Here is a 15,297-nt window from a genome sequence, read left to right as displayed (position 1 = left end):
AAGGCTGCTATGGCCGATTTCGATGCGGTTGTGATTGGCGCGGGGGCTGTCGGGTTGGCCTGTGCGGCGCGGTTGGCCCGCGGCGGGCGCGCGGTTCTGGTCCTCGAAGCCGCCATGCGTCCCGGCGAGGGGATCTCCTCACGCAACAGCGAAGTGATTCATGCGGGTCTCTATTATCAGACCGGGAGCCTGAAACACCGGCTCTGTGTCACGGGGCGGCGATTGCTCTACGACTACCTGTCCGAACGCGGGATCGCGCATCGGCGCTGCGGCAAGATCGTCGTGGCAACCAGCGCAGAGGAACTGGCCGGGATCGAGGCGCTCAAGGCGCGGGGGGAGGCCAATGGTGTGGAGGGGCTGCGGTGGCTTACGGCCGGGCAGATCGCAGAGATGGAGCCGGAAATCGCCTGTCAGGGCGGGCTGCTCTCGCCCGAGACCGGGATTTTCGACAGCCACCAATATCTGCTCGCTTTGAGCGCCGAGATCGAGAGCGCCGCTGGGCATGTCGCGCTCGGCAGCCCATTTCTGGCCGCCGAGCCGGTGGGCAACGGATTCGAGATCCAGACCGGTGGTGAAGAGCCAACCCGGTTTTGGGCGCCGTGTCTGGTCAATTCGGCCGGGCTGTCAGCTCCCCGTGTCGCCGGGGCGATTGCCGGGCTGGCTGACAATGACATCCCGCGCTACCGGCTGGCCAAGGGGAATTACTTCCGTTTCACCGGCCGGTCTTCGTTTTCACGGCTGGTCTATCCGGCGCCGGTGGATGGCGGATTGGGAGTCCATGCGACGCTGGACATGGCCGGTAATCTCCGCTTCGGGCCGGATGTTGAGTGGCAGTCGCCCGGTCTCGAAGCGGATTCCATCGATTACGGCGTCGACCCGACACGTGCGCCCGGGTTCGCGACGGCGATCCGGCGATATTGGCCGGGCCTGCCCGAGCGTGCGTTGGTCCCGGATTATGCGGGGCTTCGCCCGAAGCTCTCCGGGCCGGGAGACCCTCCGGCGGATTTCGACATTCGCGGCGGGGAACTGTCAGGTCTGGTCAATCTTTACGGAATCGAGAGCCCGGGGCTGACGGCCTCGCTTGCAATCGCCGACCATGTCGTTCGGCTGCTTGAGATCTAGAACAGGGCGGCGGCGAAGGCGAAGCAGAGGATGACGACGAAGCAGGTCCGGCTCGTTCCGTCGCGGACGGCGAAGATGACCGGATCGTCATGCATCTGTCCGCGATGGGCAATCATCACCGTGCGGCTGATCCAGTACAGCAGGATGAAGCAGATCCCCCAAAGCATGGCCGGGGCGGAATAGAGTTCGGCCATGTTCACCGAGTTGACGTAGAGTGCCATGACCAGCACGGCGACATAGCCCGAACTGATCGCCATCATTGCGATGATGGGGAGATCCTCGACCGAATAGCCGCGCCCGGAGACATCGAGCTTGCCCCGTTTGACATTGTCGACCAGTTCGGCCTGTCGCTTCACGGCGGCGAGCGACAGGAAGAAGAAGATCGAGAAAGCGAGCAGCCAGACCGAGAGCGGAATGGCCGTGGCGGCGCCGCCGGCAACGATGCGCAGCGTGTAGAGCAGGGCCAGGGTGCAGATATCAACCACGGCGCGGCGTTTCAGGACAAGCGAATAGGCCAGGGTGGTGATGTAGTAGACGGCCATCACCATCAGGAAGGCGGGGCCGAGGAAGGCGGCAATGAACGCGCCGCCGCCCAGTAACCCGGCGGCGAGGCTGGTCCCCTGCGCGATAGGGATATCGCCGGCAGCGAAGGGGCGCTTGCATTTGCGCGGGTGGGCGCGGTCGACCGAGAGGTCGAGCAGGTCGTTGAGCACGTAGACCGAGGAGGCGACGAGGGAGAAGGCGATGAAAGCCATCAGGCTCTGCAGCAGGGTCAGGGCGGTGAATTGCTGCGCTGCGAGCGCGGGCAGGAAGACCAGCAGGTTCTTCATCCACTGATGCGGGCGCAGCGCCTTGATATAGGCTCTGTGATTGCTGTCGGGGGTGCCGATATGCTCGACCTCCGGTTCCAGTCGCGAGGCCGCGTCGCGCAGCTTCGGCGGCGCATTGACGGTGATCGCCTTGGCGGAGGCTTCCCAGACCGGCAGGTCGGCCTCGGAATCGCCCATATAGGTGAACGCCCGTTCGCCGAAATGTTCGGTCAGGAAGCGGGCCTTCTCTGCGCCCTTGAGATTGGTGTGGCCATCGGAGCCATGAACCTCGTCGAAAATGCCGAGATGGGCGGCGATGCGATCGGCGAGCGCCTGGTCGGTGGCGGTGACCAGCGCGGTTCGGCCGCCAGAGGCCCGCCAGGCCTTCACCCGTTCGATGACCTCTTCGTTGTAGGGCAACAGGGTGATGTCGACATCGGAAGCGGCGACGAGCTGGCTCTTGAGTTTTGCCCGACCGCCGGACAGCGTTGTGATGGTGGCGAGGCCCGATTTCCAGTCACGCCCCAGGGCAGACCAGAAGCTCTCGAAGAGCATGTCGGAGCGCAGCAGCGTTCCGTCCAGATCCACCGCGAGGGTGTCGGGTGTAACATCTTGCTGCATCTGTGGGTTTTTCCTCTACTCGTACCTCGGGGCGGAGCCTAGCAAAGCCCGCGCCGAAACTCGAACCGAAAAGGCGGGTCGAGGAGGGGAGTTGCGGTCGACCTGTTGCAGGGAGGGCAGCCCTCGCGACGAAGGGGCCTGCCGCCGAACGGGGTTCGAGCGGCGATGGCGCCGCTGGCGCGGCGTGGACCTGCGGCGCGGTGGAGCGTTGCCATCTGCGTGCATCGCCCGTTAGCTGTCTCGGGACATGCCGGCGGGTGGTGCGGGCGGGCAGGATGAGCCGATGACGCTAGCCTATCTGATGAATACCTATCCGATGACGAGTTCGACCTTTGTGCGCGAAGAGATCCGGGCACATGAGGCGGCGGGGCTGACGCCTGTGGATCGCTATGCGATTCGGCCCTGGGATGCGGACCTGGTCGAGCCGCGCGACATCGATGAGCGAGATTGGACGGAGTACTTGCTGGCAGCCGGTCTGCCGACGCTGCTTGGAGGGGCGCTCGCCGAAATGCTCACCAACCCTAGGGGGTTTGCGTGCGCGGTCGCAGACACGGCCCGGCTCTCGCGCGCGGCGGGCGGGCGGCTGGTGTATCACGCCGCCTATCTGCTGGAGGCGGTGCGATTCAAGCGGCGGGCGGTGGCCGCGGGGCATTCCCATGTCCATGTTCATTTTTCGACCAATTCCGCGGCGGTGGCGATGTTGGCGCAGCGAATGGGCGGTCCGGCCTACAGTTTTACCGTGCACGGGCCGGACGAGCTGGTGGATCCGGGCGCCAATGCGCTGGCGCTGAAGGCGCGACACGCAAGCGCGGTGATCGCGATCACGGAGTATTGCCGAGGTGTCATCCTCGACAATTGCGGCGATTGGGTTGCGCCAAAGTTGCATATTGTTGGGTGCGGGATCGACCCGGAGGCGTTGGAGCTACGCGGGGCACCGGTAACCGCGCCCCGACTCGTTTGCGTCGGCCGGCTCTGCGCGGCCAAGCAGCAGGTCGTGCTGCCGGAGCTGGCGCGACGGCTCTGCGGCGATTTTCCTGCGCTGAAGATCGTGCTGATCGGCGACGGTGAGGACCGGGAGGAGATCGAGCGGCGGATCGCAGAGCTCGGCGTGGAGGCGCATGTCGAGCTGGCGGGCTGGGGCAGTAAGGAAGCGGTGCGCGCGGCGGTCTCCGGGGCGCGGGCGATGCTGCTGCCGAGCCTTGCCGAGGGGTTGCCGGTGGTGATCATGGAGGCGCTGGCGCTGGGCTGTCCGGTGATCTCGACCCGGATTGCCGGAATCCCGGAACTGTTGGATTCGGGCTGCGGCTGGATCGTAGCACCGGGGGAGGCCGATGCGTTGGAGGCGGCCGCGCGGGACTGCCTTGAGGCAACACCCGAACGCCTGGCCGCGATGGGGCAGGAGGGTCGAGACCGAGTTGTGGAGCGCCACGATCAGGCGCGGAACGCGGCGCGGCTTCGGGAGGTCCTCGGCGTGGAAGCCGCGCATTAACGGCCGCGGGCCCAACCGACACGGTCCCGCGCGCCAAGACGGCTCGCCAGGGCGACTGCGCTGTAGACTGCGTAGCTCGCCGGCTGGCCAAGCATGAGACGCAGGTGGTCGCGTGGCGTCATCGGCACTTTCGCCTCATTGGCGGTCAGTTCGGGGAAACGCTCTCGCAATTGCCGGTTCCCCATGTCCCAGCGTCGGCGCACACGGACCAGCGCGGCGAAACCCTCCGCGAGTACCCAGGAGAACTCCGCTTCGGCGCGGAAACGCTCCTCGGGTGTGAAGCTGTGCCGGGCGTAGAGGTCATCTGCGATGACATCGGGAAAGATGTCCCAACGTGCCCGCCCGGACGGGTTCATCGCGAAGAGCCCGCAGCCCGGGACGCCGCTCGTCATGAAGGGCAGCTTGAGCCAGAGGCGGGCATAGAGCCGGCTGACCCGGCTTGCGGGCGGTGCGATGGTGAAGATGCCGGAGGCATAGCGCGGTTCTGGGCTGTCAAGGATCTCGGCAAGCTTGCCCAGAAGTGTCGGCGAACAGATGACATCCGCGTCGAGATAGGCGCGCGGGCCGGGCGCGGTCTCGGCATCGGCGAGGTTCAGTGCGGCGGGTTTGTTGCCAATGGGCGTTTCGATCACCCGCAACTCCCAGCCGCGCGCTGTGAAACGTTCGATGAATCCACGGGCCGTTTTGGCGGTTGCGTCGCGGCAGCCATTGGCAACGACGATCGCGCGCAGCCCGGACGGAGCGCAGTCATCTTGCGCCAACAGCCCGGAGAGGGTGGGGCCGATATAAGCTTGCTCGTTATGGGCCGGGACGATGATGTTGAACATGAGGGCCTTTAGGTGTCTCGCCGGCAAAGCGTAGGGCCTTGGCCGAACGCGCGAAAGCGGGAATGGAATGAACCTGTGACATCAGTCGTCCAGTGTGCGCGCAATGGCGTCGAGCAGCGCGGCGCGGCCAACCGGCTTCATCAGCCGGAGATCCGTGGGACGAATCCCGTGCTCCGGAATGCTGGCCTCGTTGGTATAGCCCGACATGAAAATGACCGGCAGCTGCGGTTGATGCGCCCGCAGCGCCAAGGCAAGCGATGTTCCCTGCAATTTACCGGGCATCACGATATCGGTCAGGAGCAGGTCGAACGGTGGGTGGGGGGCTGCCTCGTACAGCGCCAGCGCGGCGTCACCTGTCGGCGCCTCGGTGACCCGGTAGCCGGCGCGCCGCAGCATCGTCATGAGGACGGCGCGGACATCGTTTTCGTCCTCTGCCAGCAGGACATGCCGTCCGGATGGTCGGGCCGAGTCTGGATTGATGTCTTCAGCCGTATCGCGCGGGGCGGGGCGCGTAAGCTTCGTGGCACGGAAATAGAGTGTGACATGCGTCCCATTGCCGGGCTCCGATCGGACAAGAACCGTCCCGCCTGACTGTTGCATGAAGCCCAGCACCATCGACAAGCCGAGGCCCGACCCCGCGCTGGGTGGCTTGGTCGAGAAGAAGGGCTCGAAGACCCTGGACAGGTTTTCGGTCGGGATTCCGTGTCCGGTGTCGGAGACCGTGAGTGTCACGTATCGGCCCGGCGAAAGATCGACCTCCTGCCGGTCTAGAAAGTCCTGATCTATCATGGCATTCGCTGTCTCGATGGTCAGGGTGCCGCCGTTCGGCATGGCGTCGCGGGCATTGACGATCAGGTTGAGCAGCGCCGCTTCGGTAGAGGTCTCATCGGCCTCGATTGTCCAGAGACCGGCATGGTTGGTGGTCTCAATGACGATCGTTTTCGGAAGGGTGCGTCCGGCCCAGTTCTGCGTGTTGCGCACAAGTCCGTCGAGATCGAGCTGGCGCGGTTGCAGGCGCGCCTTGCGGGCAAAGGCCAGCATGCTCCGCGTCAACTCGGCCCCGCGCCGGGTCGCACCGATGCTCGCATCGATCATCTCGACCTGTTCGGGCACCTCTATCTCGTCGCGCAGCAGCTCCAGGTTGCCCATGATGACGGCCAGTAGATTGTTGAAGTCATGGGCGACGCCGCCCGTGAGCTGGCCGATGCTTTCGTTTTTCTGTGCCTTGAGAGCCAGTTCCCGCTGTTCCTCCAGTTCCCGGTCGCGGTCGATCTGTTCGGTCGCGTCAACGAAGAGACAGACCCATTGTACGGAGCCGTCCTCCAGCCGGGTCGGGTGACCCCGGCCGTCGATCATCTTGCGCTGGCCCGCCGGCGTTCGAATTGCCCAGATGGCATGCCAGGGTCGCATCTGCCGCGCGGACTCGCGGAATTCTCCGGCCAGCCGTTCGACCTCCTCCGGGTCTGCCAGCAGCGCCCAGAATGGCGCGGCATTGGCTTCGGGCAAGGATGTCTCAATACCGCAGATTTCGAGATTGGTCGTGGGATTGAAGAACAGCAGCCTGTCGTCCGGACCGGGCGTATCCTGCCCGGGCGACATTGTGTAGGTGAAGGCTGCGCCGGGCAGGTTGACCAGCAGGCCGCCGAGGCGGGTTTCGGCGAAGCTGCGGGCCTGTTGCGCCTCGTGCCGCTTTCGGGAGAGCGTGTTGGCTAGATAGGTCAGGCCGACGATCAGCAAGCTGATCCCGAGGATGCCGGACCACAACCCCAGTGAAGAGGCGGTCAGGGCGTTCCAGCCGGCTTTGGGCACGGCGAGGAGGGTGAACCCACCGCCGGGAAGAGCGATCTGCGCAAAGACCGGGGCTTCGGAGGAGATTTCCGCGCGCCCGAAGACGATCTCTTCGAGGCCTCCGCTCCCGCCGCCGGTCGAAATCGCGATCTCGATATGCGATTGCGGCATCGTCGCGCCGGAACGGTCGAGGATCTTGCCCAGAGGGACACCGACCGAGAGGATGCCGAGCAGTTCCTCGCTGTAGCCACGTCGCGTCTCGACCGGAAAGTAGAAGATGAGGTCGGCCTTGTTGTCGCTGGTCTGGCGAGGGCCCTCGGTTACCCCCCCTCGGCGGAGGGTAATCGCGGCAAGCCGCGTGTCGTGTATCGACTGTCTCGCAGCGTCCTGACCGATGAGGCGCGGGCAGTTTTCCGAAGGATAGGCCGCGGTGAAGGTCACGCCCGGTGCCCATCCGACGCAGAAGGGAGCGTCTTCCGGTGCGAAAATCTCCCGGGCAAGCGCTTCGAAGGCTGCTTCATCGACCTCTCCACGAACAGCCATGCTCCTGGAGAGGTCCATACCCGTCTCGCGCGCCCGATTTATCTGGCGTTCAAAATGACCTCGAACGGTGTCGAGTTCGAAGCTCACAAGGTCGCGCTGCCGTTGGTAGCGCAATTGTCGGCTCACCCGGTCGAAGGCAAATGCCGCACTGGCGACAAGCAGCGCGACAAGAAGCGTTGGCCAGTATTGGCGCAGAAGCTGTTTCACCATGTTTTGGGGGGCGGGTCAGGGACGCGCAGGATCAGGGCCGGGATGCAAGACACGGAGCCATTCGTTCCTTTCACGCTGGAATTTGGAAATGTCCGCCCAAACCCTGCGGAAGAACTTGTCACGATTTACATTTTCCTCGACCACTTCTCCCCAGACTGTCCTGAAAGCGTCCAGCATCTCCGGCGACCAGCTCCGAAACCGGGCCTCCTTGCTGTCCACGACCGACCGATAGGCCAACTGGTTTTCCAGCGCGCCATGGGAAAGCGCCTCAAGGATGTTTGCAAAACAGGCCGTTTCAATGGATTGCTGCACAGGTTGTTCAAGCCCGTCCCAGACATGCCTGTTCACCAGAAGCTCCATCAGCGTCGACGGTTGGTGCCAGCCCGGGAAATAGGCGAAATCCGTATGTTCCTGCAGGCCGAGATAGACATCGGCCGCGATCACGGAAAACTCAGCTGCATCCAACGCGTCATTCCGGAGGGCAAATGCGATGCCGTCTGCGAAAAGGAGTTCCGTCTCGACGCCGAGCCGGGCAAAGACCTCTCCTGCGAATCCGAAGGTCCGCATGCGGAGCCCGTCGAGATCTTCGGGACGGTTGATCTCCTTCTTGAACCAGCCAGAGGTTTCGGCGGAGAGCATACCACAAGGAACGACCTTCACCTCGTAGCCGCCGCGGTCATACATCTCCTGGTAGAGCGCCAGCCCATTGCTTTCATAGGTCCAGGCGATCCGTTCCAGCGGGCCAAAACCAAAGGGAAAGGCCGAGAACAGCGCGGCGGACGGAAGGCGATCCTGCCAGTAACCCGAGATGGAATAGGCGGCGTCGACATAGCCGTTGGAGACGGATTCCAGCGACTGCGAGACCGGGGTCAGCGATCCGGGAGGGTGGAATCGAAACTGGACCTCATCGGAGATGGCATTGAAGATCTCGACGAAACGGGCGCTCTGCTCGCCCACGATGGGGAGGTCGCCCTGAAAGGAGGAGACAAGATCGAGATGCGTCGTTTCGGCGGCGGCGCAAGAGACAAACAAACAGGAAAACGAGACGGCAAGGGCAGAGTTGATCACGGCAATACGGTTCTCGGGTATGCGCTCGGTACACGGGCAACAACTCGTCCAGACACACTTGAAATGTTAGCGGAGACCGCAGGTTACGCATAGGAGACGTTCAGCCGCGCTCCCGCTGGTCTTTCTGACAGGGGCAATCGTTTCCATTGTCTTAACCAAGTTGAAACCTTGGACGGCGCAGAACGGACCCGGCGGCCTTTGTTGCAGGAAGGCGCTTTCGAGAAGACCGGACAGAACGTTGGTATCCTATCGCCCCGATATCGATGGCTTGCGCGCCGTCGCCATCCTGCCCGTGGTGCTCTACCACGCGGAGATTCCCGGGTTTTCCGGCGGGTTTGTTGGCGTGGACGTGTTTTTTGTCATCTCCAGCTTCCTGATAACCTCGATCCTGCTGGTCGAACTCGAGCAGGGCGATTTCTCTCTTCTGCGTTTCTACGAACGCCGCGCACGGCGAATCCTGCCGGCGCTGACAGCGGTTATCGTGACGACATTCCTTGTCGGGACGTTGGTGCTATTACCGGACGAGATGGATGCGCTTGGCAAATCCGCCGTCGCCACAACCTTTTTTGCTTCGAATATCCACTTCGCCCGGACCCTGGATTACTTCGGTCCGGTCTCTGAGATCGTTCCATTGCTGCATAGCTGGTCGCTCGCGGTCGAAGAGCAATTCTACCTGCTCTTCCCGCTGCTCCTTTTGGTGTTTCATCCTGCGGGGCGTCGCGCGAGCTTTGGTGTCCTTGCCATCCTCTCTGGCCTCTCGCTTCTTGCGGCGATCGCGATGCTTCCGCAGGCACCGAACGGCGTCTTTTACCTGTCGCCCTTCCGCGCCTGGGAACTGGGGATCGGCGCCCTCCTCGCGTTTCTGCCAGCCAGGGCCCGTCCGGCGCCTCGTCTCGCCACGCTGCTGTCTCTGACCGGTCTGGCCGCGATCATCGCCTCCGTCGTTTTCTACGATCACGCAACCGCCTTTCCGGGCTTTGCCGCCCTGCCGCCAGTGCTCGGCGCTGTGGCCATCCTCCATGCGGGAAACAGCCCGGTGCCGCCGGTGGTCACGCGCCTGCTTTCCAGACGTCTGCCGGTCTGGATCGGTCTTGTCTCCTATTCGCTCTATCTCTGGCACTGGCCGCTCATGGCGCTCCTGCGCAGTGCGCGCGGGTCCGTCACCTTGCCGCTCTGGCTTGGTATTCTTGCAGTTCTGCTGTCCTTCCTGCTGGCGGGCGGCTCCTACCGCTTTATCGAACAGCCTTTTCGGCGCCGTCCGCCGCGCGGGCTGTCCCGACCCGTGATCTTCTCGTTCTCGGCGGCGTCGCTCGGTTTGACGGCCGGGCTTGGCGTGCTTTTTGCGCTCAGCGACGGCGCGCCGGGGCGTCTGCCGGACGAGGTCCGGGCCATCGCCGCAGCGGCGCGCGACACGGCCCCGCGTCGAGCAGCCTGTTTCGACCGGATGCCGGACGCAGGCCTGTGCAGCCTTGGCGAACCCGGACAGGGGCGGGCCGATTTCCTGCTCTGGGGCGACAGCCACGCATTGTCGCTCATGCCGGGGCTGGATGTCGCCGCACGACGGGCCGGTTTGTCCGGGCTGTTTGTCGGACAGAGTGCGTGCCTGCCGGTTCCGGGGTTGCGCCGCGTTCCGGAGGATCCGAAATGTACGGCGCTCAACCGCGCCGTGCTCGCGTTCCTGGAAGGCCGGGACGACCTGCCGCTGGTTATCCTCGCCGGGCGCTGGACACTTTCGGTCGAGGGAACGCGGTTTGGAGAAGAAGCCGGGACGGATGTCCGACTCGCGCGCCTTGCCGACAGGACCCGAGCCGCCCCGCTCGGGAATGCGGACCTTGTGGAAACAGCGCTCGGGGAGACAATTGCCGACTTGCGGGACGAAAGCCGACGCGTCCTGATCCTCGGACCGGTGCCCGAACCGGGCTGGAACGTGCCGTTGCGGCTGGCAAAAAGTGCGCTGGCCCTGGGGCCGTTGCCTCCGGCACCGCTGAACTGGCAGGACTACCTTGCTCGGGCGGGCCGTACAGAGCGGATGCTCGATCGATTGGCGCAGGTGGATAATCAGGTCACACATGCACCGCTGAGTGTGCTGCTCTGCGGCGCGACCTGTCGTGTGTCCGATGCGCAGGGCATTCCGATCTATTCCGACGACGATCACCTCACCCGCAGCGCCTCCGAGACCCTGCTGGGCCGACCGTTGGCACGGATCCTTGCCGACGCGGCCGGCTGAACGGCGAGGCTTGCCCCGCGCGCCGCTTTGAGTCAAAGGCAGGGGAGACCCGGAAGGGTGCAAGGGCAAGCGAAGCGAGGTGTCGTCAATGGTCGAATGGATCACCAGTTCCGAGCTGGTCCCCTACCCGGACGCCGTGGCCGAGATGGAGCGCCGTGCCATTGCAATCCATGCCGGCGAGGAAGACGAGGCGATCTGGCTGCTCGAACATCCGCCGCTCTACACCGCCGGAACCTCCGCAGAGGTCAAGGATCTGCGCGATCCCGACCGTTTCCCGGTCTATGATGTCCGCCGCGGTGGGCAGTATACCTATCACGGTCCCGGCCAGCGTGTCGTCTATGTCATGCTTGACCTTTCCCGGCGTGGCCGCGACATCCGGGTCTTTGTCGAAGCGCTGGAGAACTGGGTCATCGCCACGCTGGACACTTTCAACGTCAAGGGCGAGATCCGGCCGGGGCGCGTCGGCGTGTGGGTGACGCGACCGGAAATGGCGCCGCTGCCTGATGGCTCCCCGCGCGAGGACAAGATCGCTGCCATCGGCATCCGCCTGCGCAAATGGGTCAGCCTCCACGGGCTCTCGATCAATGTCGAGCCGGAGCTGGAGCATTTCGATGGGATCGTCCCCTGTGGGATTTCGGGCTACGGGGTCACGAGCCTTGTGGATCTCGGCCTGCCCGTGACGATGAACGATCTCGACGTTGCCCTGCGCGCAACGTTCGAGGATCACCTGCCGACACCAGATTAGGTCGGGGCCGCAGATGCTGCCGATCTTCATTGCCATCGCGCCGGTCTTCCTGATGATCATCCTCGGCTACCTGTTGCGCCGGGGCGGAATCCCGTCGACCGAGTTCTGGAACCTCAATGACAAGCTCGTCTACTGGGTTTTGATGCCGGCGCTGTTCTTCGCCAAGATCTCTGCGGCCGACCTCACCAGCCCGGAGATCTGGTCGCTTGCCGCGATCCTCTATTCCGGCTTTTTCGCTGCCATCGCCTGCGGGTTACTGCTCGGCCGCGCCTGGGCCCCGGCGGAGGCCAGTTCGATCCTGCAGGGCAGCGCGCGGTTCAACACCTTCATCGCGCTGGCACTCGCAGAGGCGCTCTTTGGCGCGGCGGGGTTGCAGGTGGCGGTGCTCGGCTCGGCGTTGCTGATCCCAGTGGTGAATGTGACCATCGTCTCGCTGCTCTCGCTTCAGCTCGGCGCCGGGCGCGGCGGGCTGCTCGGGCAGCTCATCCGCAATCCGTTGATCCTGTCGATCCTCGCGGGCGTGGCCGTCAACCTGATGGGCTGGCAGGAAATCCCGGTGCTGCACGAGATGGCGCGCATTCTCGGCTCGGCCGCGCTGCCAATCATGTTGATGTGCGTTGGCGCCAATCTCAAGCTACGCGGGCTTCAAGCCTCCGCCGTCGCCATTGGCGCGGCCACCTTTGGCAAACTGGTCGTCTTCCCCGCTGGCGTGATGCTTGCGTTGCTGGTGTTGCAGCCCGCACAGCTGACCTCCGAGGTCGCAATCATCTTCGCTGCCCTGCCGACTGGCGTCGCTGCCTATACATTGGCGCGGCAGATGGGCGGCAATGCGTTGCTGATGGCGGCGATCATCACCTCGCAAACGCTTCTGAGCTTCCTCACCCTGCCCGCGACACTGACGTTGCTGCGCTGGGTCATCGGCTGAGCCGAGGATCAGCCGAGAAAGACCTCGTAGAGCAGTTTCAGCGAGACCACGGCAAGGGCGACCTCGATCAGCAGGAAGAAGACCTTCGGCGGCAGGATCCGCGCGATCAACGCCCCGCTCCAGGCCCCGGCAAGGGCAGCGGGGGCAAGCCAGAGGGCTTGCAGGAAGCTGTCCCAGGTGACCTGTCCGGCGAGGATGAAGGGCGGGAACTTCATCAGGTTGACGGCGGCAAAGAAGATCGTGGTCGTGCCGAGATAGACCATCTTGTCGAGCTTCTGCGGCAGCACATAGGCTTGGAAGGGCGGCCCACCGGCATGGGAGATATAGCTCGTCAGTCCGGCCAGCGCGCCCCAGAAGAGGCCGCGCGGGACATCGGCCTCGCGGGCCGCCGGCTCGGCGCTGGCAAAGCGGGCGCGCAAGGAGTTGAAGAGATAGGAGAGGCCGATCCCGGCCACCAGCAGCTTGACGAAATCGCCCGGGACATGGGCCACGGCAACATATCCGGTCAGGACGCCGATGACGGCGCCGGGCAGCATGATCTTCAGGTTGCGGACAGAAAACGCCTTGCGGAACAGGTAGATCGCGTACCAGTCGGCGACGATGTAGATGGGCAGAAGCAAGCCCGCGGCATGAGCGGGATCCATGAAGAGCGTCATCAGCGGGACGGCCAGCATCGAGATCATCGGGACGCCGCCTTTCGACAGCCCCATCAGATAGGCCGCAAGCCCGGCCACGAGCCAGAATTCCATTATCAGGACCTCCTCTCGCCGGAGCGGCGCGTGTCAGGCCCAGCCCGGAAGTGCGTTCGCCCTAAGAGCCTGCCTTGCCGGAGGCAAGCGGAAAGCGATGGACGGCGGCGGGCCTTTCTGTCGCAAGTGGGGTCTAGGGGGCGGAGTATTGTATCGGGATGACGGTAGATCATGTCTGGCGCAGGGACCCGCCGTCGCGCCATCCCGGAGGCAGGCGGAAATACGGGTTTCGTAGCTCTTCGTTGCTTCCGAAACGGACAGCCGCAATCCTGCCGTTCGTCAGGCCATCTTGAGCTCAGCCAGCACTTCGGCGAGTGCAGCCTTCCAGTCTGGCTGGGCAATGCCATGGGTCTGCTCCAACCGCGAGCAATCGAGCCGCGAATTCAGCGGACGGGTGGCGGGCGTCGGGTAGGCGCTGGTTGGAATGCCCTCGACCTCGCAGGAAAGCCCCGCCTGCGTGAAGATCTCGCGGGCGAAATCGGCCCAGCTCGCATCCGGGCTGCCCGCGAAGTGGAACAGACCGCCCTCGGCTTCCGGGCCGGCCTTGGCGATGGTCAGCAACGCTTCGGCGATATCGGCGGCGGCGGTCGGCCCGCCAATCTGATCGGCGACGATTGTCAGCTTGTCGCGTTCGGCACCGAGCCGCAGCATTGTCTTGACGAAATTGCCGCCATGGGCAGAGAAGACCCAGCTTGTCCTCAGGATCGCGTGCCAGCCGCCGGCCTCGGCCACCTGCCGCTCGCCATCGAGCTTGGTGGCGCCATAGACGCCCAACGGACCGGTTGGATCTTCTGTGGTGAACCGTCCCTCACCAGACCCGTCGAAGACGTAATCGGTCGAGATATGCAGGAAGGGGATGCTCTTTTCGGCGGCCACGCGCGCCACGGCACCGGGGCCGTCGGCATTGATCAGCTGCGCGAGTTTCTCGTCGCTCTCGGCCTTGTCCACTGCCGTGTAGGCGGCAGCATTGACGATAACGTCACAGTCCTTGCCTCGGACAAGCGCCGCCGCGCCCGCAGGGTCGGTGAAATCCAGCTCGGGCACTTCCAGCGCCTCGACCTCGATGCCGTAGGCCGGTGCGCGGCGGAGGAACTCGGTTGCGACCTGGCCGTCCCGGCCCAGCAGGAGCGCCTTCATTTCGATACCCCCAGACGTTCGCCGACACCGGCGCGGGCCTGCAGCGCCTTCCACCAGTCCTCATTGTCGAGATACCACTGCACGGTCTGTTCCAACCCGGTTTCCGGCGTGTGCGAGGGGCGCCAGTTCAGCTCTTCGCGGATGCGGGTCGGGTCGATCGCATAGCGGGCGTCATGGCCCGGGCGGTCGGTGACGAAAGTGATCAGGTCCGCATAGGGCGCCTCGCCGGGCTTGAGCCGGTCGAGGACGGCGCAGAGCATCCTGACGAGATCCAGGTTGGTCATCTCGTTTTCGCCGCCGATATTGTAGGAGCGGCCCAGTTCGCCCTTCTCCAGCACGAGGAGCAGCGCCTCGGCATGGTCCTCCACGTGGAGCCAGTCGCGGATATTGTCGCCCTTGCCATAGATCGGGATCGGTTGGCCTGAGAGCGCTTTCAGGATCACAACAGGTATGAGCTTCTCGGGGAACTGGAAAGGGCCGTAATTGTTCGAGCAATTGGTCAGCACGATGGGCAAACCATAGGTCTCGGCCCAGGCGCGCACGAGATGGTCGGAGCCGGCCTTGGAGGCGGAATAGGGCGAGTTCGGCTGGTAGGGGCTGTCCTCGGTGAAGAAGCCCGTCGCGCCAAGCGAGCCAAAGACCTCATCGGTCGAGATGTGATGGAAGCGGAAGCCCTCGGGCTTGCCTTGCGCCATCCAATAAGCGCGGGCGGCTTCCAGCAGGACATAGGTGCCGGTGATATTGGTGTCGATGAAGGCGGCGGGGCCGTCGATGGAGCGGTCGACATGGCTCTCGGCCGCGAGATGCATGATCGTGTCCGGCTGGTGCTTTGCGAGCACGGCGGCCATGGCCTCGGCGTCCCGGATGTCAGCCTGCTCGAAGGCATAGCCAGGCGCGTCCGACACGCTGGCGATATTGTCGAGGCAGGCGGCATAGGTCAGCACGTCGACATTGACGACTTTATGGCCGTCCGCGATGGCGCGGCGAATGACGGCGGAGCCGATGAACCCGGCACCGCCGGTCACGAGAATTTTCAT

Annotated in this window: 12 protein-coding genes; 5 read left to right on the top strand and 7 right to left on the bottom strand. The window is 64.4% G+C overall.

Features of this window, described 5'->3' with window-relative positions:
• The first annotated feature begins 9 nt into the window (after positions 1–9).
• Positions 10–1,122, top strand: a complete 1,113-nt coding sequence (locus tag R3X27_RS00590) for an NAD(P)/FAD-dependent oxidoreductase (protein ID WP_317706867.1) — start codon at positions 10–12, stop codon at positions 1,120–1,122.
• Here R3X27_RS00590 and R3X27_RS00585 read toward each other — a convergent pair.
• On the bottom strand, positions 1,119–2,552 hold the full coding sequence (locus tag R3X27_RS00585; protein WP_317706866.1) for a UbiA family prenyltransferase: 1,434 nt from the start codon (positions 2,550–2,552) through the stop codon (positions 1,119–1,121). The genes R3X27_RS00590 and R3X27_RS00585 overlap by 4 nt on opposite strands.
• 283 nt (positions 2,553–2,835) lie before the next feature.
• Between R3X27_RS00585 and R3X27_RS00580 the strand changes: the two genes are divergently transcribed.
• Positions 2,836–4,041 (top strand): glycosyltransferase family 4 protein, encoded by a 1,206-nt coding sequence (locus R3X27_RS00580; protein ID WP_317706865.1) that lies wholly within the window; start codon positions 2,836–2,838, stop codon positions 4,039–4,041.
• Here R3X27_RS00580 and R3X27_RS00575 read toward each other — a convergent pair.
• The 3 genes from R3X27_RS00575 to R3X27_RS00565 form a co-directional block, all read right to left on the bottom strand.
• Entirely contained in the window at positions 4,038–4,868 is an 831-nt protein-coding gene (locus R3X27_RS00575) for a glycosyltransferase (protein ID WP_317706864.1), read from the bottom strand. The two genes, R3X27_RS00580 and R3X27_RS00575, sit on opposite strands and share 4 nt — an antisense overlap.
• Before the next feature lie 81 nt (positions 4,869–4,949).
• Positions 4,950–7,406 carry an ATP-binding protein gene (locus R3X27_RS00570; protein WP_317706863.1) on the bottom strand — a complete coding sequence of 819 codons (2,457 nt, stop codon included), beginning with the start codon at positions 7,404–7,406 and terminating at the stop codon, positions 4,950–4,952.
• 18 nt (positions 7,407–7,424) lie between these two features.
• Complete coding sequence (locus R3X27_RS00565; protein WP_317706862.1) at positions 7,425–8,477, bottom strand: C4-dicarboxylate ABC transporter; 1,053 nt, start codon at positions 8,475–8,477, stop codon at positions 7,425–7,427.
• Between the two features lie 238 nt (positions 8,478–8,715).
• On the opposite strand from R3X27_RS00565, the gene R3X27_RS00560 reads away from it, so the two are divergent.
• The 3 genes from R3X27_RS00560 to R3X27_RS00550 all read left to right on the top strand — a co-directional run bounded on the left by R3X27_RS00560 (position 8,716) and on the right by R3X27_RS00550 (position 12,374).
• Positions 8,716–10,704, top strand: coding sequence for an acyltransferase family protein (locus R3X27_RS00560; protein WP_317706861.1), 1,989 nt, complete (start codon positions 8,716–8,718; stop codon positions 10,702–10,704).
• 79 nt (positions 10,705–10,783) lie between these two features.
• Positions 10,784–11,449, top strand: coding sequence for a lipoyl(octanoyl) transferase LipB (gene lipB / locus R3X27_RS00555; protein ID WP_317706860.1), 666 nt, complete (start codon positions 10,784–10,786; stop codon positions 11,447–11,449).
• 13 nt (positions 11,450–11,462) lie between these two features.
• On the top strand, positions 11,463–12,374 hold the full coding sequence (locus tag R3X27_RS00550; protein WP_317706859.1) for an AEC family transporter: 912 nt from the start codon (positions 11,463–11,465) through the stop codon (positions 12,372–12,374).
• Positions 12,375–12,382: 8 nt separating this feature from the next.
• On the opposite strand, the gene R3X27_RS00545 is transcribed toward R3X27_RS00550, so the two are convergent.
• The 3 genes from R3X27_RS00545 to rfbB all read right to left on the bottom strand — a co-directional run bounded on the left by R3X27_RS00545 (position 12,383) and on the right by rfbB (position 15,297).
• Positions 12,383–13,123: a sulfite exporter TauE/SafE family protein gene (locus tag R3X27_RS00545; protein WP_317706858.1), complete on the bottom strand. Its 741-nt coding sequence runs from the start codon at positions 13,121–13,123 to the stop codon at positions 12,383–12,385.
• Positions 13,124–13,402: 279 nt separating this feature from the next.
• Positions 13,403–14,260, bottom strand: coding sequence for a dTDP-4-dehydrorhamnose reductase (rfbD, locus tag R3X27_RS00540; protein WP_317706857.1), 858 nt, complete (start codon positions 14,258–14,260; stop codon positions 13,403–13,405).
• Positions 14,257–15,297, bottom strand: coding sequence for a dTDP-glucose 4,6-dehydratase (gene rfbB / locus R3X27_RS00535; RefSeq protein ID WP_317706856.1), 1,041 nt, complete (start codon positions 15,295–15,297; stop codon positions 14,257–14,259). Before rfbB ends, rfbD begins: the two co-directional genes overlap by 4 nt.

It is taken from the genome of Tropicimonas sp. TH_r6 (genome assembly GCF_033101155.1).
Lineage (GTDB): Bacteria > Pseudomonadota > Alphaproteobacteria > Rhodobacterales > Rhodobacteraceae > Tropicimonas.
Note: the sequence above shows the minus strand (reverse complement) of the source record. Positions and strands in the feature narration are given on the sequence as shown.

Excerpts from the sequence above, each read along its gene's own strand:
- R3X27_RS00590 (WP_317706867.1), top strand. The coding sequence starts at position 10 with ATGGCCGATTTCGATGCGGTTGTGATTGGCGCGGGGGCTGTCGGGTTG.
- R3X27_RS00585 (WP_317706866.1), bottom strand. The coding sequence starts at position 2,552 with ATGCAGCAAGATGTTACACCCGACACCCTCGCGGTGGATCTGGACGGA.
- R3X27_RS00580 (WP_317706865.1), top strand. The coding sequence starts at position 2,836 with ATGACGCTAGCCTATCTGATGAATACCTATCCGATGACGAGTTCGACC.
- R3X27_RS00575 (WP_317706864.1), bottom strand. The coding sequence starts at position 4,868 with ATGTTCAACATCATCGTCCCGGCCCATAACGAGCAAGCTTATATCGGC.
- R3X27_RS00550 (WP_317706859.1), top strand. The coding sequence starts at position 11,463 with ATGCTGCCGATCTTCATTGCCATCGCGCCGGTCTTCCTGATGATCATC.
- R3X27_RS00545 (WP_317706858.1), bottom strand. The coding sequence starts at position 13,123 with ATGGAATTCTGGCTCGTGGCCGGGCTTGCGGCCTATCTGATGGGGCTG.
- rfbD (WP_317706857.1), bottom strand. The coding sequence starts at position 14,260 with ATGAAGGCGCTCCTGCTGGGCCGGGACGGCCAGGTCGCAACCGAGTTC.
- rfbB (WP_317706856.1), bottom strand. The coding sequence starts at position 15,297 with ATGAAAATTCTCGTGACCGGCGGTGCCGGGTTCATCGGCTCCGCCGTC.